Source organism: Kistimonas asteriae (genome assembly GCF_018263925.1).
GTDB lineage: Bacteria > Pseudomonadota > Gammaproteobacteria > Pseudomonadales > Endozoicomonadaceae > Kistimonas > Kistimonas asteriae.
On sequence record NZ_JAEVHF010000005.1, the window covers coordinates 256762 to 276449 of the forward strand.

Sequence of the window (19688 nt, forward strand, 5' to 3'; positions counted from 1 at the left end):
ATAAACGACAGTAAGCCGTAATATGCTCAACATGCTGTAGGAGATATCGCACACGTCTGGAGCGATCAGACCGCTGCCCTGCCTGCGTTCAGCGCATCTTGGTGCGCCTTCTGAACCGTCACATCCGTAACATCAATCAATTTATCCAGCTGCTTGTTTAACTGTGTAATCGGATATTCGCCACAAACGGACAATGCCAACTGAATCTGGGAACCGGATACCTGGGGCATGCTCATGGCGGTCAACTCAAACCCTCGATGGCGAACAACCCGAAGAATGCGTTCCAGTACTGCCGAGCGGTTATTGGCGACAATGGATAACTGATGTTTCATGCTCCCTCCTCCAGCATTTCGTGATTAGCAGCCCCCGGTGGCACCAGCGGCCAGACATTGTCCGTGGCATCAATCGCCACATGCAGTAAATAGGCGCCTTCCGTATTACGCAGTCGATGCAGCGCTTCACTCACCTGGTCGTTACGCCATATGGTTTCTCCGGGAATGCCGAACGCACTGGCCATGGTGACAAAGTCCGGATTATCAGACAGGTTGGTCTCGCTGTAGCGCTCGTCATAGAACAGTTCCTGCCACTGGCGCACCATACCCAGTCGTTCGTTATCCATAAGAAGAATCTTGAGCGGTAACTGCTTGCGCCTGATCGTGGCCAGCTCCTGAACATTCATCATGAAAGAGCCATCCCCGGTGACATTGATGACCAAGGCATCCGGTCTTGCCAACTGAGCCCCAATAGCGGCCGGCAAACCGAATCCCATGGTGCCCAACCCACCACTGCTAAGGTGATTTTCCGGGCGATCAAATGTCATATGCTGGGCTACCCACATCTGGTGTTGCCCGACATCGCAACTGATGACGGTATCGGTAGGTAATTCGTTGTTAAGCTGCTTCAGCAGTCGTGGCGCATAAATCCTTTCTCCAAGATGATCATAACGCCAGGCGTAACGGTGTCTGAGCGCCCGACACGTCAACTGCCACTCAAAAATCAGCAGTGTTTCTGTTAGTCCAGGAAGGACATCGGAAAGGTTGTCAGTAATGGAAACATCCGCTTGGCGTCGTTTGTTATGCTCAGCTGGATCAATATCCATATGAATAACCCGTGCATCAGGCGCGAACTGATCCAGCTTACCGGTCACGCGGTCATCAAAACGAACACCGATACAGACCAGCAGGTCACACTGCTGTATGGCCAGATTGGCCGCCTGGTTACCATGCATTCCCAACATACCAAGGTGCTGCTCAAAGTGATCAGGAACGACGCCAATCCCCTTTAATGTCGTCACTGATGGCATACCGGTTTCCAGGAGAAATTGCCGTAATTCACTCACTGCACCCGCCATCCCGACACCGCCGCCCACATAGGCAATGGGACGTTCAGCCTGTTGTATCAGATGACGCGCCTGCTCAATCCCGTCCCTATCAGGTATCGCCACCCCGTGGGGAGTCGGGTAACGCGCTGCAGGCCGAATCATCAGTGCCTGTTGAATATCCTTGGGGATATCCACCAGAACAGGTCCCGGCCGCCCACTTTTCGCCAGGTGAAACGCTTCGTCGAGCACTTCAGGCAACTCATCCACACTGGTCACCAGATAACTGTGTTTTGTCACCCCCAGCGAGACACCCAGTATGTCGACTTCCTGGAATGCATCTGACCCTATGGCAGCAAGCGGCACCTGCCCGGTAATCGCTACAACGGGTATGGAATCCAACATAGCATCCGCAAGCCCTGTAATGAGGTTGGTCGCACCAGGGCCTGATGTCGCAATACAGACACCCACACGATCACTTGCCCGCGCATACCCCACCGCTGCCAGAGATGCCCCCTGCTCATGACGACACAGCACATGTTCAACAGGACTACCATAAAGCGCATCGTAGACCGGCATAATGGTGCCACCCGGGTAACCAAAGACCGTTGTTACCTGATGACGTGCCAGGGTTTCAACCACATACTCAGCCCCCGATAACGGCTCTAAAGATGTTTCAGTATTGTTATTCGATGCTTCATTGTCGTTTTCTGACTGCCTGCACATGCCCTGGTCCTCGGGGTCTGGAAACACATTTCTTATCGTCAAAAAAACCCCCGGTCCTTTCGGAGCGGGGGTTTTCGGTATCCTTTGTCAGCCTGTTTTCAGCCCATGGATGTCCCCCGCCGTGATCCCAGAATCACAACGACTAGCAGAACAATAATCAGGGTGGACAGGTTTTGGTTCATGTTTTTCTAATCATTAATGTTGCTGTAACTTCTAACACAGCATGCCAAAAATAACAAACGCTTTGACCTTGTTTGCATGCTGACAGTTTTCCGTGACTTAGCAAACAGAAAGCTGACAAAAAAGACCATTCACTCTGAAAAACAGGCCAGTTGTCTACCTACCCATCGACGTACACCGCCAGTTCAGAAAAATAGTCATTACAAACACAGCAAACAGGGCAGCCGGAAAGGAACACCACTGATTAGCTGCCGGGTTCATGGAAAACCCAATAATACCAACAAACCGTGGCTAACCCGTGCGCGATAACAAGAACAGAAGACACCACAAGGCCAGAGGCTTCACCCTCGTTGAGCTGATGATCACATTGGCGGTATTCAGTATCCTGCTGGGTATCGCGGCACCGTCGTTTAACGACTTTCTTCTGAATGAACAGGTTTCCGGAACCGGTATGGAGCTTGCCGGTGCCGTTCAGTATGCCCGCAGTGAAGCGGTCAAACGTAATACCTCCATTATCGTCAAGCCACTCGGCGGGTTGCCTGGCAACTGGCTGACAGGCTGGGAAGTGGCGGTGGTTAGTGGTGTCACACTAAAGCAGTATCCAGCCCCCGACGACGATGTCATCATCACAACCACTTATGACGCAAGAACAACCTCTGCCCTGATTTACGAAGGGAATGGCACAACCCGTAACGCGACCAGCTCATTCCGGATATCTGCCAATGACCTCTCCTCCACCGGGGATCGCGCCCGATGTCTGAGCCTCTCAGCAACCGGTCGTCTTACTACCCAAAGAATCAATCCCGGGGAAGGATGCTGAAACCATGTCGATACCCTTCTGCAAACCCCGTATCAACAGACACCGTGGCGTCGGCATGGTTGAAGTGCTGATCACCATTGTGATCATGACCATCGGCCTGCTGGGCATGGCGGCGTTGCAAATTACTGCGGTGCGCGGCAACCAGGACGGGGTTCAACGCTCCCATGCCACCTGGCTGGTGCAGGATCTGGCTGAACGCATCCGGGGCAATATCAATGCCTACCAGGATGACGTTGCAGGTACGGCCCGTTATGTCACCGCAGCCAATGCACCAGACTGCACTAACCGACCCGCCACTGTCTGTGCTGACTACTACAATCCATTGCCTGCCCCCAGTGGTGTAAAGGTGAATGCTGTCGCCTGCACACCCGCACAAATGGCCGCCTGGGATTTGTGGGAAACCAGTTGCCCACGTCCTTTTAACGGATTTTCATCCGGCAGCCCCGATTACCTGAACAGCGGACAAGTAACCTCTGCATTGGCCAACGGCAGTTACACATTAACGGTCGACTGGCTGTGTCGTAACTGTGAGAACAATAACCAGCGGCTCAGTACCTCTTTATTGATCAGGCCATAATCATGCAGACGACAGTAATCCCACAAAAAAGGCTATTGCATCACCAGCAGGGACTCTCTGTCATTGAACTGCTGATTGCCAGCACACTCAGCCTGTTGCTGTTATTGGGCGTCAGCCAGATTGTGATATCGAACAAGGAAACCTTCAGCGTCAACGAATCTCTGGGTTATATCATGGAAAACGGCCGGTTCAGCCTGGGCTTCATCGCCAACAGTATTCGCATGGCGGGTCATACGGAGAGTGACGTTAACGCGCCGCGCCACTTCCCGGCGCCCGACTGCAATATCCCAACAACATCCGATGCAGCCTGCAACGCTGCCGGTACGGGCAATACGGCAGATCGTCTGGCGGTACAGTACTGGCCGGTTGCCGGCACCTCCGGTACCGCCACAGACTGCATCGGTAATGATGTTACCGGTCAACAAATCACCGAAGTCTTTACGATTGAACCGGCTGATGCGCCGAATGGTAACCCTTATCCGTCCCTGGCCTGCCGTGCTTACAGCCATACCAATAGTGCCTGGACCGGCACCACGCAACGTCTCGTGGACGGCATTGATAACCTGCAGCTGCTCTACGGTGTGGATACAGACAGCAACGGCAGCATCAACCAGTACGTTTCCGCCGACCGGGTGAATGCCAATGCCTGGGATAATGTTCGCGCTGTACGTATCGCATTACTGGCCAGCGCCATGACCAGCACAGATAACCCGCAGCAACAATTCCTTCTGCTGGATGCGCCGACTATCACTACCAGCGACGGCATTACACGGCAACTGTTTACAACCACCGTAACGGTCAAGAACTAAACATCATGATGAACAACAAAGACCGGAACATGCGCGAAACATCTAGCACCAACGCCCAGCTTGGCATCGCCATGCTGAGCGCACTGATCTTTCTGACCATCCTGACGATTGCCGGTATCACGGCGGCACGAATGGCCACACTGGAAGAGCGAATGGCCAGCAATGCCCAGTTCCAGGGCCAGGCCTTTCAGGTGACCCTCAGTGAACTGGAAACCCAGGTTGATGAAGTCAACAGCGGCAACCGGGAACCGGAAATGAACAGCGCTCGGGCAACCTGCAATGCAGTGATGCCGACAGCCATCGCCTTTGCTGGTGCAAACCCCAATTCCTCCATGCGCTACATAGGTGAACGGCCAGTAGAAAATGCTAGCCTGAAAGATTTTTCCTATTACCTGTTTGAACTCAACGCCAATACAGCCATGAATAGCGGCGCGACCTCGAACCAGTCCATGGGGACCCGGTTCATGGCTGGCAATTTCTTCTTTGATGTGGTGAATGCACCGGATTGCACCTGACCGGGAATGAGGCATAACAATGATAAAACACTACCTGAACCGGTTACTGGGCATTTGGCTGCTCGCCACTGGTGTGGCTGCAAACAGTGCGGTAGCAGAGACAGTCGATCTGTCGCCATATGACACCTATGAAGAAGTGACAATCTACCTCTCATGGTATGACGAGAAGGATGCTGAAGGCAGCCTATTGATATTGCCCTGCAAAAACTGTTCTTCAAAACGTTTTGCTGTGGATGATTCTATAGACCTTTATCAGGGCAACCGTCTGATTTCATTCACGACGCTAACACCTAATCGCGCTTACACATCCAACCTGACGATTGATCGGAAATCACAGTCACTGCTGAGTATCCGTCTGCCGTTACAGGATGAGCAGCCATGATGATTAAGAATATGTATAAAAAACTGGCCTACGCTTTCGGCGCCTTTATTTACATGACAGCTTCTCTGCAGGGCGTACAGGCAGATGATACTGAGGTATATGTGGGACAGAAGCTAGTAGCTGGCTCTGTGATCCGACCGAATGTCCTGTTCATTATTGACACATCCGGTTCTATGGATGCAAAAGTCAACGGTAATTACTGCACCAAAGCTGAATATCAGTTCAACTCTAATGCCTGTAAACGTGTTCAAACCGGAAAAACCTGTATTCGCTGGCGCTGGGGTAGATGCCAAGAGTATGCCTATGAATATAGCTACATCAAAACGCGAATAGAGGTCGTTCGAGAAGTTACCAAGAATCTTATGGATGATCTAATCGCCTCAGGAAAACCCGTCAATGTTGGACTGATGCGTTTTGATAGTGATTCAAAGGGAGGCTTTGTTGATGTAGCCATTGATAAAATCGAAGACGCTAACACTTCAATTAAAAACAGCCTGAATAGCTATTATGCTCAAGGTGGCACACCACTGTCAGAGTCACTCTACGAAGCGGCACTCTATTACAGAGGTGACAGCGTCGATTATGGGGATGACCCAAGAGGTTGCTATATTGACTCTACTGGTAGGGCAAGATGCAGTGACTTACCAACCGATTCAGCGGCCTTATTGAATAGCCGAACGTATCAATCCCCTATCAGCCACTCCTGCCAGAGCAACAATATTATCCTGCTTACTGATGGTGAGCCGACGAATGACTACGGGAGAAACCGTGAAATAAGGCAATGGGCACAAAGCAACACTAACAAGAGAAGTTGTTCGTCAGACAAAAGCGGCGACTGTCTGGATGAACTGGCCGAATTCCTCTTCACTAGCGATCAGAGCAGCACCATCGACAAAGATCAGTTTGTCAAAACCTATACTGTCGGTTTTGCCACAGATCAGGAGCTGTTAAGAGAAACAGCACTGAGTGGTACCGGGGATGCCAAGAATTACTTCACCACCAATAACACCTCAGGCTTGGTATCCGCCCTGCAGGAAATCATCCAGGATATCCTTTCACAGGATGCCAACTTCGCCGCACCCGGCGTCGCCGTCAATGCCTACAACAAGCTGACGCACAAAAACGAACTCTACTACTCCATGTTCAAGCCGGAAACCGGCGCCGCCTGGACCGGTAACCTCAAACGTTACGCGCTTGAGGAAGTCTGCCATAACAGCAATAACACCACAGTCGACTGTGACAGCGACACCGTCAGCGGCAGTGAAACCTTGATTGTGGACAGCTCTGGCGAGCCTGCCACAGATATGGAGCCTTCCAGTGAGACCGCCGGCTTCTTCAAAAAAGACGCCCGCAGTTGGTGGTCAACGGTGGACGATGGCGGCAATGTTGCCCTCGGCGGCGTTGCTGAACAAATCAATCCAGCCAACAGGACACTGCTGACTTACACAGCCACACCGCCAGGCCCTCGCGCCAATGCACTGAACGACAAGAAAACCCTGAGTCCACTCAGTACCGCTACCGTGGATAACACCCTGCTCGGTATTGGCATAGAACCCAGCGACAGCAACTACACACTCAACGAAACGACGCTGGTTGAGTTTGCTGAAGGTCGGCAAGTGACCGTACGCAAAAGTGGTGAAGCAGACAAATCCACTCAGATGGTCATGGCGGATGTCCTGCACAGCCAGCCTCTCGTCATTCCCTACCGGGTACAGGAAACCCAGGATGGCGATATTCTGAAAGACAGCGAGGGTAATCCCATCACCGGCAGCAATGGACTGGCCATTAGGGATGTCAAAGTCACCCAGGCGGATTACCTGTTTTACGGCGACAACATGGGCTTCCTCCGCGCCGTCAACACACAGACCGGCGCTGAGAAGTTTGCCTTTATGCCCGGCGAACTGCTGCCCAATATCAAGCACTATTTCAAGAACCTGCAGGGTAGCGAGGAAAAGCGCTACGGTATTGATGGCCCTATCAATGCCTGGGTCCAATACACCTATCAGGAAGATGCAGCGGGTGATCTGGTCGATACCGTCGGCATTCGTCGCAGCACGGGTACGATTGAAGCCGGCAGCAACGGAATTCCCGATCTGCAGACAGCAACCCGTGTGATCCTTTACTTCGGTATGCGTCGCGGTGGCCACAATTACTATGCCATGGATGTGACAGATATCGACCAGCCCAAACTGTTGTGGGCCATTCGCGGCCTGACTGTGGACAAAAAGGGGAACCGTCTGGATCGTTACGGGCGATCACTGGATACCAGCAACCGGGTGATCAATTATGCCAACGGTGACCTGGCTGCCAGTGCCATCACTTCAACCCCGCTTGCGCCAGACAGTGGTTTTGAAAAGCTCGGCCAGAGCTGGTCACGGCCCGTGCTGGCCAAGGTGCCCGTCGGTAAGGATGCCGATGGCAAACCGGTCAACAAGCAGGCACTGATTTTCACTGCGGGCTATGATCCGAACCAGGATAACGACGATGACAACTTGCCGGCCAATGATCATCTCGGGAACGCCATCTATGTAGTGGATGCGGAGACCGGGCAGCTGATCTGGTCTGCCGGTGGCCCTAATACATCCCACTACACCAGTCGCTTTAATGATATTGATGGTGACAATAGCAATGATCTGGATACCAATGGGGATAACTATAACGACAGCCTGAGCCTGAAGATTACCGACATGACCAACGGCATGCCCGGCGATGTCGTCGCGGTGGATGTGGACGGTGATGGCGTCATCAACACCCTGTTTGCCGCTGACACCCGCGCCCAGGTATTCCGGATTGATTTTAATCGCAACAAAGACACCTCCGCACAAAACTGCGTGACCGACTGCCTGGCCAGTTATGCCAGTGGCGGCCGGATTGCCAGCCTCGGCGGCAGTAATGCGGCCAGCAACCGTCGTTTCTACGGCACACCGGATGTGAGCATTTACAGTGAACGGGGCGAAGAGCCTTTCTATGCCGTCGCCCTCGGCAGTGGCTGGCGAGCTCATCCGCTGAACACCGATACCCGTGACCGCTTCTACGTGTTCAAGGATTATAACGTACTGACGACACCCGCCAGCTACACCTACGCCAACAGTGGCACCAGTGTGATCACTGAATCACATCTGGCGGATATCACCGGCACAACGCTGTCCGATGCCGAATGGGCAGAACTGAACCGGGAACTCGAATGCATCCAGCACGGAGAGACCACTGGCCGTAACTGCAGCGGTTTCACCCAGGCGGATGGCAGTGTGGCAGATTATGCCAACGAGAATATTGATGCGCTCGTCAACGCATCGAAAAAGGCACAGGAAGTCCTCGATGCCTATCGCGAAGCCTGGGGCGTCACCGCCTTGATGGATCAACGACTAGCACTTCAGGAACAGCTTGATGCTCTCCAAAAAACACTGGATACACAGGCAGAACAGCTCGCCTATAACCAGTCTGTGTTTGATGATATCGCCAGCCAGGCACAACTGCAGGAACAGGTTGTCGCTGTTCAGGATATCTTTGAGGATTATGATGCACTCTCTACAGAAATAGAGACTGTGATTGGCCCCGTTTATCAGACTACAGTCACGGATTATAACAATGCACAGCAAGCCGTAACTGACTATCAACCGGTAGTCATGGAGAAAGAGCAGCAGTTGAAGGATGCACAATCAGCTGTTGCAGCAAAACAAGAGATTGACCGCCTAGCCCCTAGTATCCAGGAAATTGAAGCAGACCTGGCACTGCTAGAGCCTTATCTTCAACCTTCCACAAACAGTGAGTACGAAACCAAGCTGCAAGAACTATTTAGTAATCTAGTGGATCAACAAATTGCTTATTACTGGTCCGTCCACAAAAATGCCAATATAACAGCGCAAGAATTAGAACAACGCAAAGAACTCTATAATGAGTATCTAAAAGTTTCTGGATATATTGAGTTAGAGGCTTTTCTTAACAAAAATACTCCGGTCAATCGTGCTCAATATACAATCTACATCACTACTACTGATAATCTGCTCAATCTTTATCACCTATCGGAAACCGAATACACACCAAGTTACGCTGACATCAAAGCTATTACGAACCAGTTGGCTTCTGATAAAGCATCATATGATCAAGCACAACAAACTCTCGTTGATCTAAACATCTCCTATGATGACGTAGAAACGGTGCATGCTACAGCAACTCAAGAATACGCAGATGTATCGCATCACCTATCTGATTTACAGAACACCCAAAATGAGAAGCTCACGGCCAAAACTAATGCATGGAACGATTACAATAATGCGTTAAAGGAAAAAGCTGACTACGAAAGCGCCTTCAATGATCCCGACGGCCTATTGACCCAATATGCCCGCCTGCAAGCCTTCCAGGCAGAGCTGGCACAAAGCTGGACGGCAATTACAGAAAAGCAGGCCGCCATCAATGAAGCCCGCCTGAATGGCGACGATACATCAGCGCTCGAAGCCGATCTGGCCACACTGGAAGCTGCCTACTACGGCACGCCCGACGATCCGGATACCCCGGATGTGGATGAAAGTACCACCGGACAGATTGCCCAACGCGATGCACTGAATGACCTGACCAGTGAGATCAAAACACTGGAGCAGGAAATCGCTGACCTGAAGTCAGCCGGTCTGGACAGCAGTGCCAAAGAAACTGCACTCCAACAGAAACAGGCTGAATGGCAAACCAGCGTACTGGATCTAAATACAGCGAACGCTGGCTCTTTAGCTGATGCATTGGCTGCAGATGAAGATGGTCAGTTCCAGAGCATCAATGATTCCGTTGCTGATCTGGAAAGTACCATCAACACGCTGAAGACTGAAATTGATGCCATGCAGCAACAAAAGCTGGCCACACTATCGGAGCAGTCGGCGCTTGAACAGGCCATCACCTGGCAGGCAGAGGAAACCAGCCCAGAGTCGGTCCTTGAGGCTTATCTTGAAGAAAGTAAGCTCAACCAACTTAAAGCCGCCGATCCAGACAACAACCTGACGATGGCGGAAGCACTCGCGTTTCTGGATGCCCTGAATGGCGGTAGCAGCAATGATCCCGATCTAGCCTGGATCTACAGTGAAGCCGCAAACCAACAGGCCTATATTCTGAATGACCTGATGGGCAGCACGCTGCTCAATGAGGCCACTATCCATGGGGATGTAGACGGCGATGGCAAACTCACACTGGCTGAAGCCCTGTCCTATATCAGCAATAAACTGGTATTGGATCCGGATAACAGCAGCTTACAGTCTGTCTATGACAGCTTGTACGGTGTCGACCAGGGGCGCCTTGCACTGGCAGCGCTGAAGGATGCCGCCGATGCCTCTGCTGCCCTGCAAGCCGCCTTTTTGCTGGAACATGATCCCGGTGACAACGGTATTCTCGAAGCCTCGGATATTCTGACCAATGAGCAGCTGGCAGCGGCCCTGGCGGCCGATGACAATGGCGTGCTGACTGTCGAAGAAGCGTTCGCCTGGTTGGTTGATGAGGCGGAACAAACAGCTGCGACGCGAACCGCCGCCCTGCAGCAGCGTCTTGACGAGCTGATCCTGGAGCTGGAACCCGGTGATACCTACACCCTGACGTCGGATTACTTCAACAACAAGGATGGCTGGTATCTCTCACTGGGTGCGACTGAGAAGGTGTTGTCTAACTCAGTCACCATCAATGGGGCCGTCTTTTTTAATACCTATAAAACCACGACAAACAGCACGGTGATGAGCTGCGGGCCGGATGTGGGTCAGGCCAATGCTTATGCACTGAACCTGCTGGATGGCACCGCCGTTTATCAGGATGAAGATGGCAACCCGATCCGCTCCGTTGCACTGCTGCGCGGCGGTATCGCACCCGCGCCGGTTATTACCATCAATAACAACGGCGTTAACCTCACTATCGGAACCGAAGGTAACCCCTTCACCGGCAACCGTCGTGGGGATCAGGGTAATATCACTCCCATCAATGGGGATCCGTTGAGCCAGCTGGAAGTGATGGAGTCTACCTACTGGAGAGAAAATAAATGATAAAACCGTCGTCAGGTTTTTCCCTGATCGAATTGATGATCGTGGTAGCGATAGTCGGCATCATTGCCACTATTGCCTACCCGGCCTATACAGAACAGGCCGCCAGGGGACGACAGAGTGATGGCCAGGCCATGCTGATGGAAGTCATGCAGGCGCAGGAACGTTTCTATTCACAGAACCAGACCTATACCACCAACCTGACGGCACTCGGCTATGCGGTGGCGAACCCAGAGTCCCAGGGGGACTTTTACGCGATTGCGGCCGCCGCCTGCCCCGGCAGTGCCGTGGCCCAATGCGTCCTTTTAACAGCCACAGCCCAGGGTGCACAGGCCGGACAACCCAATCTGACCTATAACAGCGTCAGCGGCCCATCCTGGTAAACGAGATTACCTCCCCAGTCGCCGGGGTTGACTCAGAAACTGACAGATAACCCACGCCACCAGGAAGGTGGCGACTCCAGGTACCAGCCAACCGACACCGCTGCTAAACAGCGGCAACCGACTGAACGTCGTCAGTAACCAGTCGGGCAGCAGCCCGATGGTGCTGAAACTGTCCGAAGTGCTGATCACAAAGATCACCGCGACAGTAACCACCACTGTGGTCCGGGGAATCGTAATGAAACTGCGGGCGATGGAGAACAGCACCAGTGCAATCGATACCGGATACAGGGCAACCACCACGGGCAATGACAGTGATATCAGTGTCTCCAGCCCGACATTCGCCACCAGCGCCGACAACGACGCCAGCAGTACAATCCAGAACTGGTAGGACGCCCGCTGGAATTGATGATGAAAATAGTCACCACAGGCGGTCGTCACGCCAATCGCCGTCGTCAGGCACGCCAGGACAATGACCGCCGTCAGCGCCAGTAATCCGCCAGAACCCAGCAAATGGTAGACATACGCACTGAGAATCTGCGCACCATTGGTGGCGCCGGGGGCAATCGTCCGGCTGGTCGCCCCGAGGTAAAACAGCCCAAAATACACCAGACAAAGAAACACGCCGGCAATCACAGAGGCGATGATGGTATATTTCACCACATCCTCACGACGTTTTACGCCAAGCCCCTTCACTGATGACGCAATCACAATACCGAAGGCCAGTGCCCCGAGGGTATCCATGGTCAGGTATCCCTGTATCATGCCCTCGATGACCGGATGCGAGGTATAGTCATTCCACGGTATTCCCGGCGCTTCATGGGGAGTAAGGAGCATGCAGAGATAAATGGCCATCAACAAACCGACCAGCAAGGGAGTAAGAATACGTCCTACGATGGTCACCAGTTTGCCAGGAAAGATCGAAAGCCAGATCACAATAGAAAAGAAAATGATGGAAAATGCTGTCAGGTACCAAGGCTCAACCTGACCAAACCAGGGCGCAATACCGGTCTCAAAGGCCACCACTGCCGTTCTGGGTACCGCAAAGGCTGGCCCAATGACCACATAAACGGCCACCCAGAACAGCATGCCGATACGGGGCGGCAGATCACGGGTCAGGGCGTTGGGACTGCCCTGAAGGGCAATGGCAATGATCGCGAGAAGGGATAATCCAACATCAATGGCAAGGAAACCAATCAGCGCCCACCAGAGGTTTTCCCCGGACTGCTGACCGGCCATCGGTGGAAACACGAGGTTACCGGCGCCCAGGAAAAACGCGAACGTCATCAATGCCACGGCGAGAATATCATTCTTCTGCATAGGGTCTCCCTGTTTGGGGAAATACGCTGGATTAATGCGATCAGGCTACAGATAACAGCGTCAATCGTGATTAACTCAAGCTATTGCAATATAGACAGCTATAGCGGTATTTCCTGAAAAAATTCCTCCCTCCTCTCTTTTTTCGACGCGTTATCATGCAAAAAGTTGCAAAAAAACTGGTTTAAGTAACCTGTAGTTGTAAATGCATAACGGCATTTCTCCTGGTATCGGCCAGACAAACCAGCACAAACCTCCAGGCATAAAAAAGCCCCCATCAGCGCATGATGGGGGCTCTATGTTGTCACTTCTCGATGTGCTTTACAGGCTTAGCCCAGGCGCCAGATTGGCTGGCAGTGAGACCTGATCTGTCTCAAGGCTCGCGACCGGATAAGAACAGTAATCAGCCGCATAATAGGCACTGGCTCGATGGTTGCCACTGGCACCAATCCCACCGAAGGGCGCAGCACTGCTGGCGCCTGTCAGCTGTTTGTTCCAGTTCACAATACCGGCACGGATGCGGCTGTAAAAACGATCGAACTTATCACGATTGTCGCTCAACAGGCCGGCAGAGAGTCCGAAGCGGGTACAGTTGGCCAGTGCGATCGCTTCATCAAAACTGTCATAGCGAATCAGCTGCAGCAGGGGTCCGAAATATTCCTCATCCGGCAGCTCTTCGATGGAGGTCACATCAATCAATCCCGGCGATAACAGCCCCGTGCCTTCTTCCAGCTTACGGACTTCCGTCAACACCTGACCACCCAGCGCTACCAGACTCGCCTGCGCGGTGAGAATACCGTCTGCCGCCTGCTCTGAAATCAACGAGCCCATAAACGGCTGTGGTTCATCATGCTGGCGGCCGACCTGAATCTTGCCAATTGCGGCTACCAGCGCATCGACGAACTGATCACCCGCTTCGCCTTTCGGCACATACAAACGACGGGCACAGGTGCAACGCTGGCCTGCCGTGATATACGCCGACTGAATGGTATCGTGTACGGCGGCACGCTGATCCGCCACTTCATCCACAATCAGTGGATTGTTGCCGCCCATTTCCAGCGCCAGGATCTTGCCGGGATGACCGCCGAACTGCTGATGGATCAGTTCACCGGTACGGGAGCTGCCGGTAAAGAAGAGACCATCAAGCTCCGGATGCTGGGCCAGCGCCATACCGGTTTCTTTTTCGCCCTGTACCAGGTTGAGCACACCGGCAGGCAGACCCGCTTCTTCCCATAAGGCGACCATTTTCTCGGCAACAGCTGGCGTCAGTTCGCTGGGCTTGAATACCACGGTATTGCCTGCAAGCAGTGCTGGGACAATATGACCGTTCGGCAGGTGACCCGGGAAGTTATAAGGTCCGAATACCGCAACAACACCGTGAGGCTTATGTCGCACAAAAGCCTTGGCACCCGGTGCTTCGTTTTCCCGGACACCGGTACGGTCATGATATGCCGTCACGGAAATACCGATCTTACCTTTCATGGCACCCACTTCCGTCCGGCTTTCCCAGATCGGCTTGCCGGTTTCATTGGCAATCGTCTGCGCCAGACTTTCGCCATCACGATCCACTAGCTCGCCATACCGTTTTACGATCGCTTCACGGTCAGAGAATCCCAGGTCGGCCCATTCAACCGATGCCGCACGGGCCGCCGCAACGGCGTCAGCGACCTGGTCAGAACCTGCCGAATAGCCTTCCCAGACCGCGCTGCCCTCGGCCGGATCCAGTGATGCAAACGCCTGTCCATTGCCGTCCAGCCAACGGCCATTGATAAAGAGAGATGCTGTCATAAAGACTCCCTGAAGAACTGAAAAAATTAAACGGCCCGGTGAGGTAACAGATGAACGACCCGTAAGGTGTCGCCTTCATCGACCCGTAATGCGTCCGCCTGTTCAGCAGTCACACACACAATGTTATTGCCGCAGAAGGCCACCTTGCTCATGGCGCAGCGGTATTCGTGAAATTTGGTGTTGGCCAGCAGCCAGGGTTCGCCGTGCGGCTCCCGCTCATCATCGATATGCACTTTGAAATAACGGCTCTCACGCACCAGGCGGATATCCTGAATACGTGATTCCATAAGTGGACCAGCATCGAAAATCGCCACACAGCCGCTAAAGCGCATGCCTTCACTTTCCAGCAACTTTCGCGCTGGCGTGGTCGCATCATGGGTCAGGGCCACGACCTGCTGCGCTTCTTCCGGCAACAGGTTGAGATAGATGGGATGGCGTGGCATCAGCTCGGCGACAAAGACTTTGCTACGTGCTGTCGCCTGGTCCGCATCGGCAAAATCCACCGAGAAGAAATGGCGGCCCAGCGCTTCCCAGAAAGGCGAGACACCGTTCTCGTCGCTGTAACCCCGCATCTCGGCAATCACCCCTTCGGAGAACCGCCGCGGGAACTCCGCCATGAACAAGAACCGGGACTTCGACAACAGATGTCCATTACGGCTATGCCGGTATTCAGGTAACAGGAACAAGGTACACAGTTCTGAATAACCGGTATGGTCATTACACAGCGTCAGCGTTTCCACCTTGTTATACACACCCAGTTCGCGGGAGGCATGCACCTGGGTATTGACCCGGTAGTTATACCAGGGGTCACTCAGGCCCACGGCCGATTCAATGGCGCAGATACCTGCCACCTTGCCGTTGGTCGTATCTTCCAGGACAAACAGGTAGAGCGCCTCCTCCAGCGCCACGGGTGAATCAAAGCTCTCCAAGGCCCACTGCAGTTTTGCCAGCACACGCTCTTCGTCCGGCTGCAATGAGGTAAACCCAACCCCTGTCTTGTGAGCCATATCCCAGAGGGCATCCCAGTCACTTGCCTTGATTGGCCGAATTACCATCATAGAGATTACCTCACTCCTGACATTGTTATCCGGGAACCTCGCCGGTTCCTCTATCTGTCGTTATCGTTCCGCTAATACCACCATCAAAGATATACGGCACAAGCTGTTCAGTGTTCTGGTGTCACGGTAAAAACGCGGTTCACACAATAATGCGGTTTACACATCGGTTGCCGGTCGCAACCTGAAAAAACGAAACATTCCTGACTGGATCAACGGCCCCGGAGAAAGGGGCCTGGCGCCTGGTTAACGTCCGGTGACGTTAGTACTTTCAAAAATCTTGTCTGCCGATGCCGCTACAAACCCCTGGTAGAGGGTTCCGTCCGGCAAGGGATAGCGCAGGGCAAACTCATAAAAACAGCTGGGAATTTCCACTGTACGATCACTGAAGTCGACAGCAATACGATTCGCCATGGTCGATGACTGCTCCAGGAACACATCCGGTGAGCCTTTGATCAGACCACCACTGTCATTCAGGGAAAAGCCTTCATCCAGCAGCAGCTGGTTCAATGCCTCCATGCTGTCGTGTGACTGCAGGTGGTTCACCGACACGGTGAAGTGGTTAGCCCGGTAACCAAAAGCAGACATCCAGGCGGCGTATTCACTTTCCCCCAACAGCTGACTGTAGATCGCAAAGGGAATGTCCCAATGCCGGCCGGAATAACAGAAAATATCCTTGTCCAGATCCCGGGCATCCACCTGATCGACCAGGCTGTTAATAATCGCCTGAGCCTCATCCGACAATTCTTCTACCAGCAGTTCACTGATAAAGACTTTCGGCAACTCAGGGTCTTCATGCTCAAAATGCTTGGCAACCAGTTTTTTGGTGTCGAACCGGTAGTCGCCTTTCGGTTGGTAACCGGCCTCCAGGAAGGGACGCGCAATCTTGTCGAGGCAAACCTTGTCATTGTTGAAAGTGCGCAAGGCAATATGGTCATTGATGACCACACCATTATTCAAACCCGCAAACAGGTCATGAATTCTGCGGGCATCCGGATTCAGGGTCAGGTAATCCTCCCACATGGCGTTGAGTAACGAATCAATCCTGCGCTCAGTCATGACAATGGTCTCCTGTTCTTTTGAGGGTGCCTGCACATTGCTTATTGTTATCGGCCGCCACCTGCAACACCGGATCACCGGCAGATACCCGCAAGGCATCCGCCTGCCCGGCACTCAGCGATACCTTGCCGGCGTCAGCTGTCGCCTGCAGGCAACGAAAGTCCAACAGACCGGCATTACAGACCAGGTGCGTGACTTCAGTGCCATGGGTGTCCGCAATATCCGCTTCGGCCATGTCGGCTTCACGCAGTGTCCGCAGCTGACCCAGTCTCGCCTCCAGCTGTGGACCGGCATCGAAGATATCCACATGATCGGCAAACTCGAAGCCTTCATCTTCCAGCAGCCGCAGGACATCACGCCGATCTGGATGAACACAGCCAATGGCGCCGCGGGCGTCCTCGTTGAGTAGAGGCATGTAAACCGGATACTTCGGCATCATGTCCGCAATAAAACTACGCGCTTTGGTGCCTGCCAGATAAACAGCCCGGTCCAGCGCCATACTGAAAAAGTGCCGCCCTAGGCACTCCCAGAACGGCGACTGACCGTGTTGATCTCGCACGCCCTGCAGCTCCACCATGATCCGGGAACCAAACCAGGCCCGGTGAACGGCGATAAACAACAACCGTGCACGGCTCAACAGTTCCAGTTTTTCCAGGGTACGGTGCTCGGGTGCCAGAAACAGTGAGCAGAGGCTTGCTGACCCTGTGTACTCATGACACAGCCGCAGTGCTTCGACCCGACTGTGCATCTGCAATTCATCAGAGGCATGAACTATGTCGTCTATCCGGTAACTGTAGAACGGATACCGGAGCCCCACCGCCGCATTGATGCCGGCCACACCGCAAAGTTCTCCCGTCGTCGAATCCTCCAGTACAAAATGGCAGCTCTCCGTGGACAACTGCCGGGTATCCGAGAGGGTTCGCCGGGTAATGGCAATGATTTCCGCCAGGTGATCCCGGTTAGCCGGCAGGGTCGACATGGAGCCGCCAGCCATCACCGCCAGCCGTTCCAGGTTATGCAGATCGCCAAAGACTACGGGACGCACCAACAGCATAGGAGCTACTCCTGCCGGTTGACGGATTTCAGCCAGAGAATGTCATCGCTGGCCGCCAGTTTCATCAGCATCAGGGCACTCAATTTCGCGCGGGGCACCAGGCTGTCAACCACCAGGTATTCATCGGCACTGTGGATCTTGCCGCCCTGAACGCCCAGGGTGTCGATATTCGGGATCCCCGCTGCCGCCAGGTTGTTACCGTCACAGCAACCACCGGTCGGCAACCACTCAATGTGCATGTTCAGTTCTGCACCACATTCACGGGCCAGCGCCAGCAGGCGCTCATTGGCCGGTGTGAGAATCTTGGGTTTACGACCAAAGCCGCCGTGCAATTCCAGACTGATCCCATCCCGGGCATTGATCGCTGCGACAATGGGCTCAATCTGGCTGAAACACCAGGCTTCATCTTCCGGCTTCTCGATACGGATATTAAACCTGAAGACACAGGTATCAGGCACCACGTTGACAGCACCGCCCCCATGGATATAACCCGGGTTAATGGTGACGCCCTCACACTGCCCGTTGAGGTCATCCAGCGCACTGACAAAGTCGCTCATGGCACGAATGGCGTTACGGCCAAGATGGTGTTCGCGACCGGCGTGGGCGGCACGCCCCTGACAGACCACCGCAAAATTACCGCTACCTTTACGTTGCCCGGCCAAATTGCCATCCGGAAAACTGGGCTCATAGATCATACCCAGATCACAACGGGAAGCGGCTTCACGGATCAATGCGGCAGAGCCGGGTGAACCGATTTCTTCATCGGGATTAAACAGGATTTCCCAACCAATCTTCCCTGCCCAGGGGCTGCGCTCGAGGGTTTCCAGCGCGCGGATCATCACCAGAAGACCGCCCTTGAGATCAGTAACACCGGGGCCATTCAAGGTATTGTCATCCAGCCAGCGTACGGACTGGAACGGATGATCCACCGCAAAGACGGTATCCATATGGCCGCAGAAAAACACCCTCAGAGGCGCATCCGGATGTTTGCTGATTTTCAGCGCCTTGCCCAGTTCATGGTGGATCACTTCACCGGTGTCGTTGACCTGTTCCCAGGGCGCGACCTCAATGATTTCCTGGGTTCCCCCCAATGCCTGAGTCAGGCCTTCAAGTGCATTACGTACACGATTGACGCCCTCTACATTGAGGGTGCCGGAATTGATTTCTGCCAGCCGGATGGTTTCCGCCAGCATGCTCTCCTGCTGGCCATCAAGCCACTCCAGCCAGGGGGTAAACTGCGATTGACTGCTCATGGAATTCACTGTCGGCTGTTGATTATGATTGTGACCGGACCGTGGAGATTGGTCTTGTATTACAGGTGTTGCCTGTGTCCGGATCGATGCGTGCAGCGCGATATTCTCTTTGTTACCTGCATTCTACGGAGGGGGGAGCTACGGGTTCTGTTGTTATTGCGACAGCAAATTTCGCATTGAAGACATTTGGTAGGGATTTTCACGTAACGGCACGGAATGTACCACGTCTTGTAAGCAACAGCCTTATCGCCAGATATGTCATGCAGAGCTAACACAATTTGTTAGCAATATCCTTTCAGATTGATTGTCAAATCAAAAGCCACGGCTCTGTTCACATTAAGTGTTGTTTTACCCAATGAATAGAAATCTGATCTAAAAAGCCTTCTTCTGAGAAGATATGGGTCTTTAAATATCGCTTCCAAGCTAGGTAACGAGAGAGATATTTTGTTG

General features: G+C 53.2%; 15 protein-coding genes. 7 read left to right on the plus strand and 8 right to left on the minus strand.

What is annotated here, in order from left to right; genetic code table 11:
• Positions 1-65: 65 nt before the first annotated feature.
• Both ilvM and ilvG read right to left on the minus strand, forming a co-directional pair.
• Complete coding sequence (gene ilvM / locus KHS78_RS08215) at positions 66-332, minus strand: acetolactate synthase 2 small subunit (protein WP_211827123.1); 267 nt, start codon at positions 330-332, stop codon at positions 66-68.
• A complete protein-coding gene (ilvG, locus tag KHS78_RS08220; protein WP_211827125.1) occupies positions 329-2044 on the minus strand; it encodes an acetolactate synthase 2 catalytic subunit in 1716 nt (571 codons plus the stop codon). The genes ilvM and ilvG overlap by 4 nt, the downstream gene beginning before the upstream one ends.
• Before the next feature lie 478 nt (positions 2045-2522).
• On the opposite strand from ilvG, the gene KHS78_RS08225 reads away from it, so the two are divergent.
• The 7 genes from KHS78_RS08225 to KHS78_RS22460 are packed head-to-tail and all read left to right on the plus strand — an operon-like array spanning position 2523 to position 11715.
• The gene (locus KHS78_RS08225) at positions 2523-3044 is read left to right on the plus strand and encodes a GspH/FimT family pseudopilin (RefSeq protein ID WP_211827127.1); all 522 of its coding nucleotides are present in this window, start codon (positions 2523-2525) and stop codon (positions 3042-3044) included.
• A 4-nt stretch (positions 3045-3048) separates the two neighbouring features.
• Positions 3049-3621, plus strand: coding sequence for a type IV pilus modification protein PilV (pilV, locus tag KHS78_RS08230; protein ID WP_211827129.1), 573 nt, complete (start codon positions 3049-3051; stop codon positions 3619-3621).
• Between the two features lie 2 nt (positions 3622-3623).
• Entirely contained in the window at positions 3624-4430 is an 807-nt protein-coding gene (locus KHS78_RS08235) for a PilW family protein (protein ID WP_211827131.1), read from the plus strand.
• A gap of 29 nt (positions 4431-4459) precedes the next feature.
• Complete coding sequence (locus tag KHS78_RS08240; protein ID WP_211827133.1) at positions 4460-4945, plus strand: pilus assembly PilX family protein; 486 nt, start codon at positions 4460-4462, stop codon at positions 4943-4945.
• 19 nt (positions 4946-4964) lie between these two features.
• Positions 4965-5327, plus strand: a complete 363-nt coding sequence (locus KHS78_RS08245; RefSeq protein ID WP_211827134.1) for a hypothetical protein — start codon at positions 4965-4967, stop codon at positions 5325-5327.
• Positions 5324-11335, plus strand: a complete 6012-nt coding sequence (locus KHS78_RS08250; protein ID WP_211827136.1) for a hypothetical protein — start codon at positions 5324-5326, stop codon at positions 11333-11335. The genes KHS78_RS08245 and KHS78_RS08250 overlap by 4 nt, the downstream gene beginning before the upstream one ends.
• A complete protein-coding gene (locus tag KHS78_RS22460; protein ID WP_281417015.1) occupies positions 11332-11715 on the plus strand; it encodes a type IV pilin protein in 384 nt (127 codons plus the stop codon). Before KHS78_RS08250 ends, KHS78_RS22460 begins: the two co-directional genes overlap by 4 nt.
• Positions 11716-11721: 6 nt before the next feature.
• Here the strand turns inward: KHS78_RS22460 and brnQ are convergent, their stop codons facing one another.
• The 6 genes from brnQ to KHS78_RS08285 form a co-directional block, all read right to left on the minus strand.
• Complete coding sequence (gene brnQ / locus KHS78_RS08260; protein WP_211827139.1) at positions 11722-13032, minus strand: branched-chain amino acid transport system II carrier protein; 1311 nt, start codon at positions 13030-13032, stop codon at positions 11722-11724.
• 318 nt (positions 13033-13350) lie between these two features.
• The gene (gene astD, locus KHS78_RS08265) at positions 13351-14817 is read right to left on the minus strand and encodes a succinylglutamate-semialdehyde dehydrogenase (protein WP_211827141.1); all 1467 of its coding nucleotides are present in this window, start codon (positions 14815-14817) and stop codon (positions 13351-13353) included.
• Positions 14818-14843: 26 nt separating this feature from the next.
• Positions 14844-15875 (minus strand): arginine N-succinyltransferase, encoded by a 1032-nt coding sequence (astA, locus tag KHS78_RS08270; protein WP_211827143.1) that lies wholly within the window; start codon positions 15873-15875, stop codon positions 14844-14846.
• Between the two features lie 243 nt (positions 15876-16118).
• Complete coding sequence (locus KHS78_RS08275; protein ID WP_211827145.1) at positions 16119-16931, minus strand: DUF1338 domain-containing protein; 813 nt, start codon at positions 16929-16931, stop codon at positions 16119-16121.
• Positions 16924-17985, minus strand: coding sequence for an arginine N-succinyltransferase (locus tag KHS78_RS08280; RefSeq protein WP_211827147.1), 1062 nt, complete (start codon positions 17983-17985; stop codon positions 16924-16926). The genes KHS78_RS08275 and KHS78_RS08280 overlap by 8 nt, the downstream gene beginning before the upstream one ends.
• Positions 17986-17990: 5 nt before the next feature.
• Entirely contained in the window at positions 17991-19238 is a 1248-nt protein-coding gene (locus tag KHS78_RS08285; protein WP_211827149.1) for a hydrolase, read from the minus strand.
• Between the last annotated feature and the right edge of the window lie 450 nt (positions 19239-19688).

What these genes read in the sequence shown, in the direction of transcription:
- ilvM (WP_211827123.1), bottom strand. Translation starts at nt 332, where the DNA reads ATGAAACATCAGTTATCCATTGTCGCCAATAACCGCTCGGCAGTACTG.
- ilvG (WP_211827125.1), bottom strand. Translation starts at nt 2,044, where the DNA reads ATGTGCAGGCAGTCAGAAAACGACAATGAAGCATCGAATAACAATACT.
- pilV (WP_211827129.1), top strand. Translation starts at nt 3,049, where the DNA reads ATGTCGATACCCTTCTGCAAACCCCGTATCAACAGACACCGTGGCGTC.
- KHS78_RS08235 (WP_211827131.1), top strand. Translation starts at nt 3,624, where the DNA reads ATGCAGACGACAGTAATCCCACAAAAAAGGCTATTGCATCACCAGCAG.
- KHS78_RS08240 (WP_211827133.1), top strand. Translation starts at nt 4,460, where the DNA reads ATGCGCGAAACATCTAGCACCAACGCCCAGCTTGGCATCGCCATGCTG.
- KHS78_RS08245 (WP_211827134.1), top strand. Translation starts at nt 4,965, where the DNA reads ATGATAAAACACTACCTGAACCGGTTACTGGGCATTTGGCTGCTCGCC.
- KHS78_RS08250 (WP_211827136.1), top strand. Translation starts at nt 5,324, where the DNA reads ATGATGATTAAGAATATGTATAAAAAACTGGCCTACGCTTTCGGCGCC.
- KHS78_RS22460 (WP_281417015.1), top strand. Translation starts at nt 11,332, where the DNA reads ATGATAAAACCGTCGTCAGGTTTTTCCCTGATCGAATTGATGATCGTG.
- brnQ (WP_211827139.1), bottom strand. Translation starts at nt 13,032, where the DNA reads ATGCAGAAGAATGATATTCTCGCCGTGGCATTGATGACGTTCGCGTTT.
- astD (WP_211827141.1), bottom strand. Translation starts at nt 14,817, where the DNA reads ATGACAGCATCTCTCTTTATCAATGGCCGTTGGCTGGACGGCAATGGA.
- astA (WP_211827143.1), bottom strand. Translation starts at nt 15,875, where the DNA reads ATGATGGTAATTCGGCCAATCAAGGCAAGTGACTGGGATGCCCTCTGG.
- KHS78_RS08275 (WP_211827145.1), bottom strand. Translation starts at nt 16,931, where the DNA reads ATGACTGAGCGCAGGATTGATTCGTTACTCAACGCCATGTGGGAGGAT.
- KHS78_RS08280 (WP_211827147.1), bottom strand. Translation starts at nt 17,985, where the DNA reads ATGCTGTTGGTGCGTCCCGTAGTCTTTGGCGATCTGCATAACCTGGAA.
- KHS78_RS08285 (WP_211827149.1), bottom strand. Translation starts at nt 19,238, where the DNA reads ATGAGCAGTCAATCGCAGTTTACCCCCTGGCTGGAGTGGCTTGATGGC.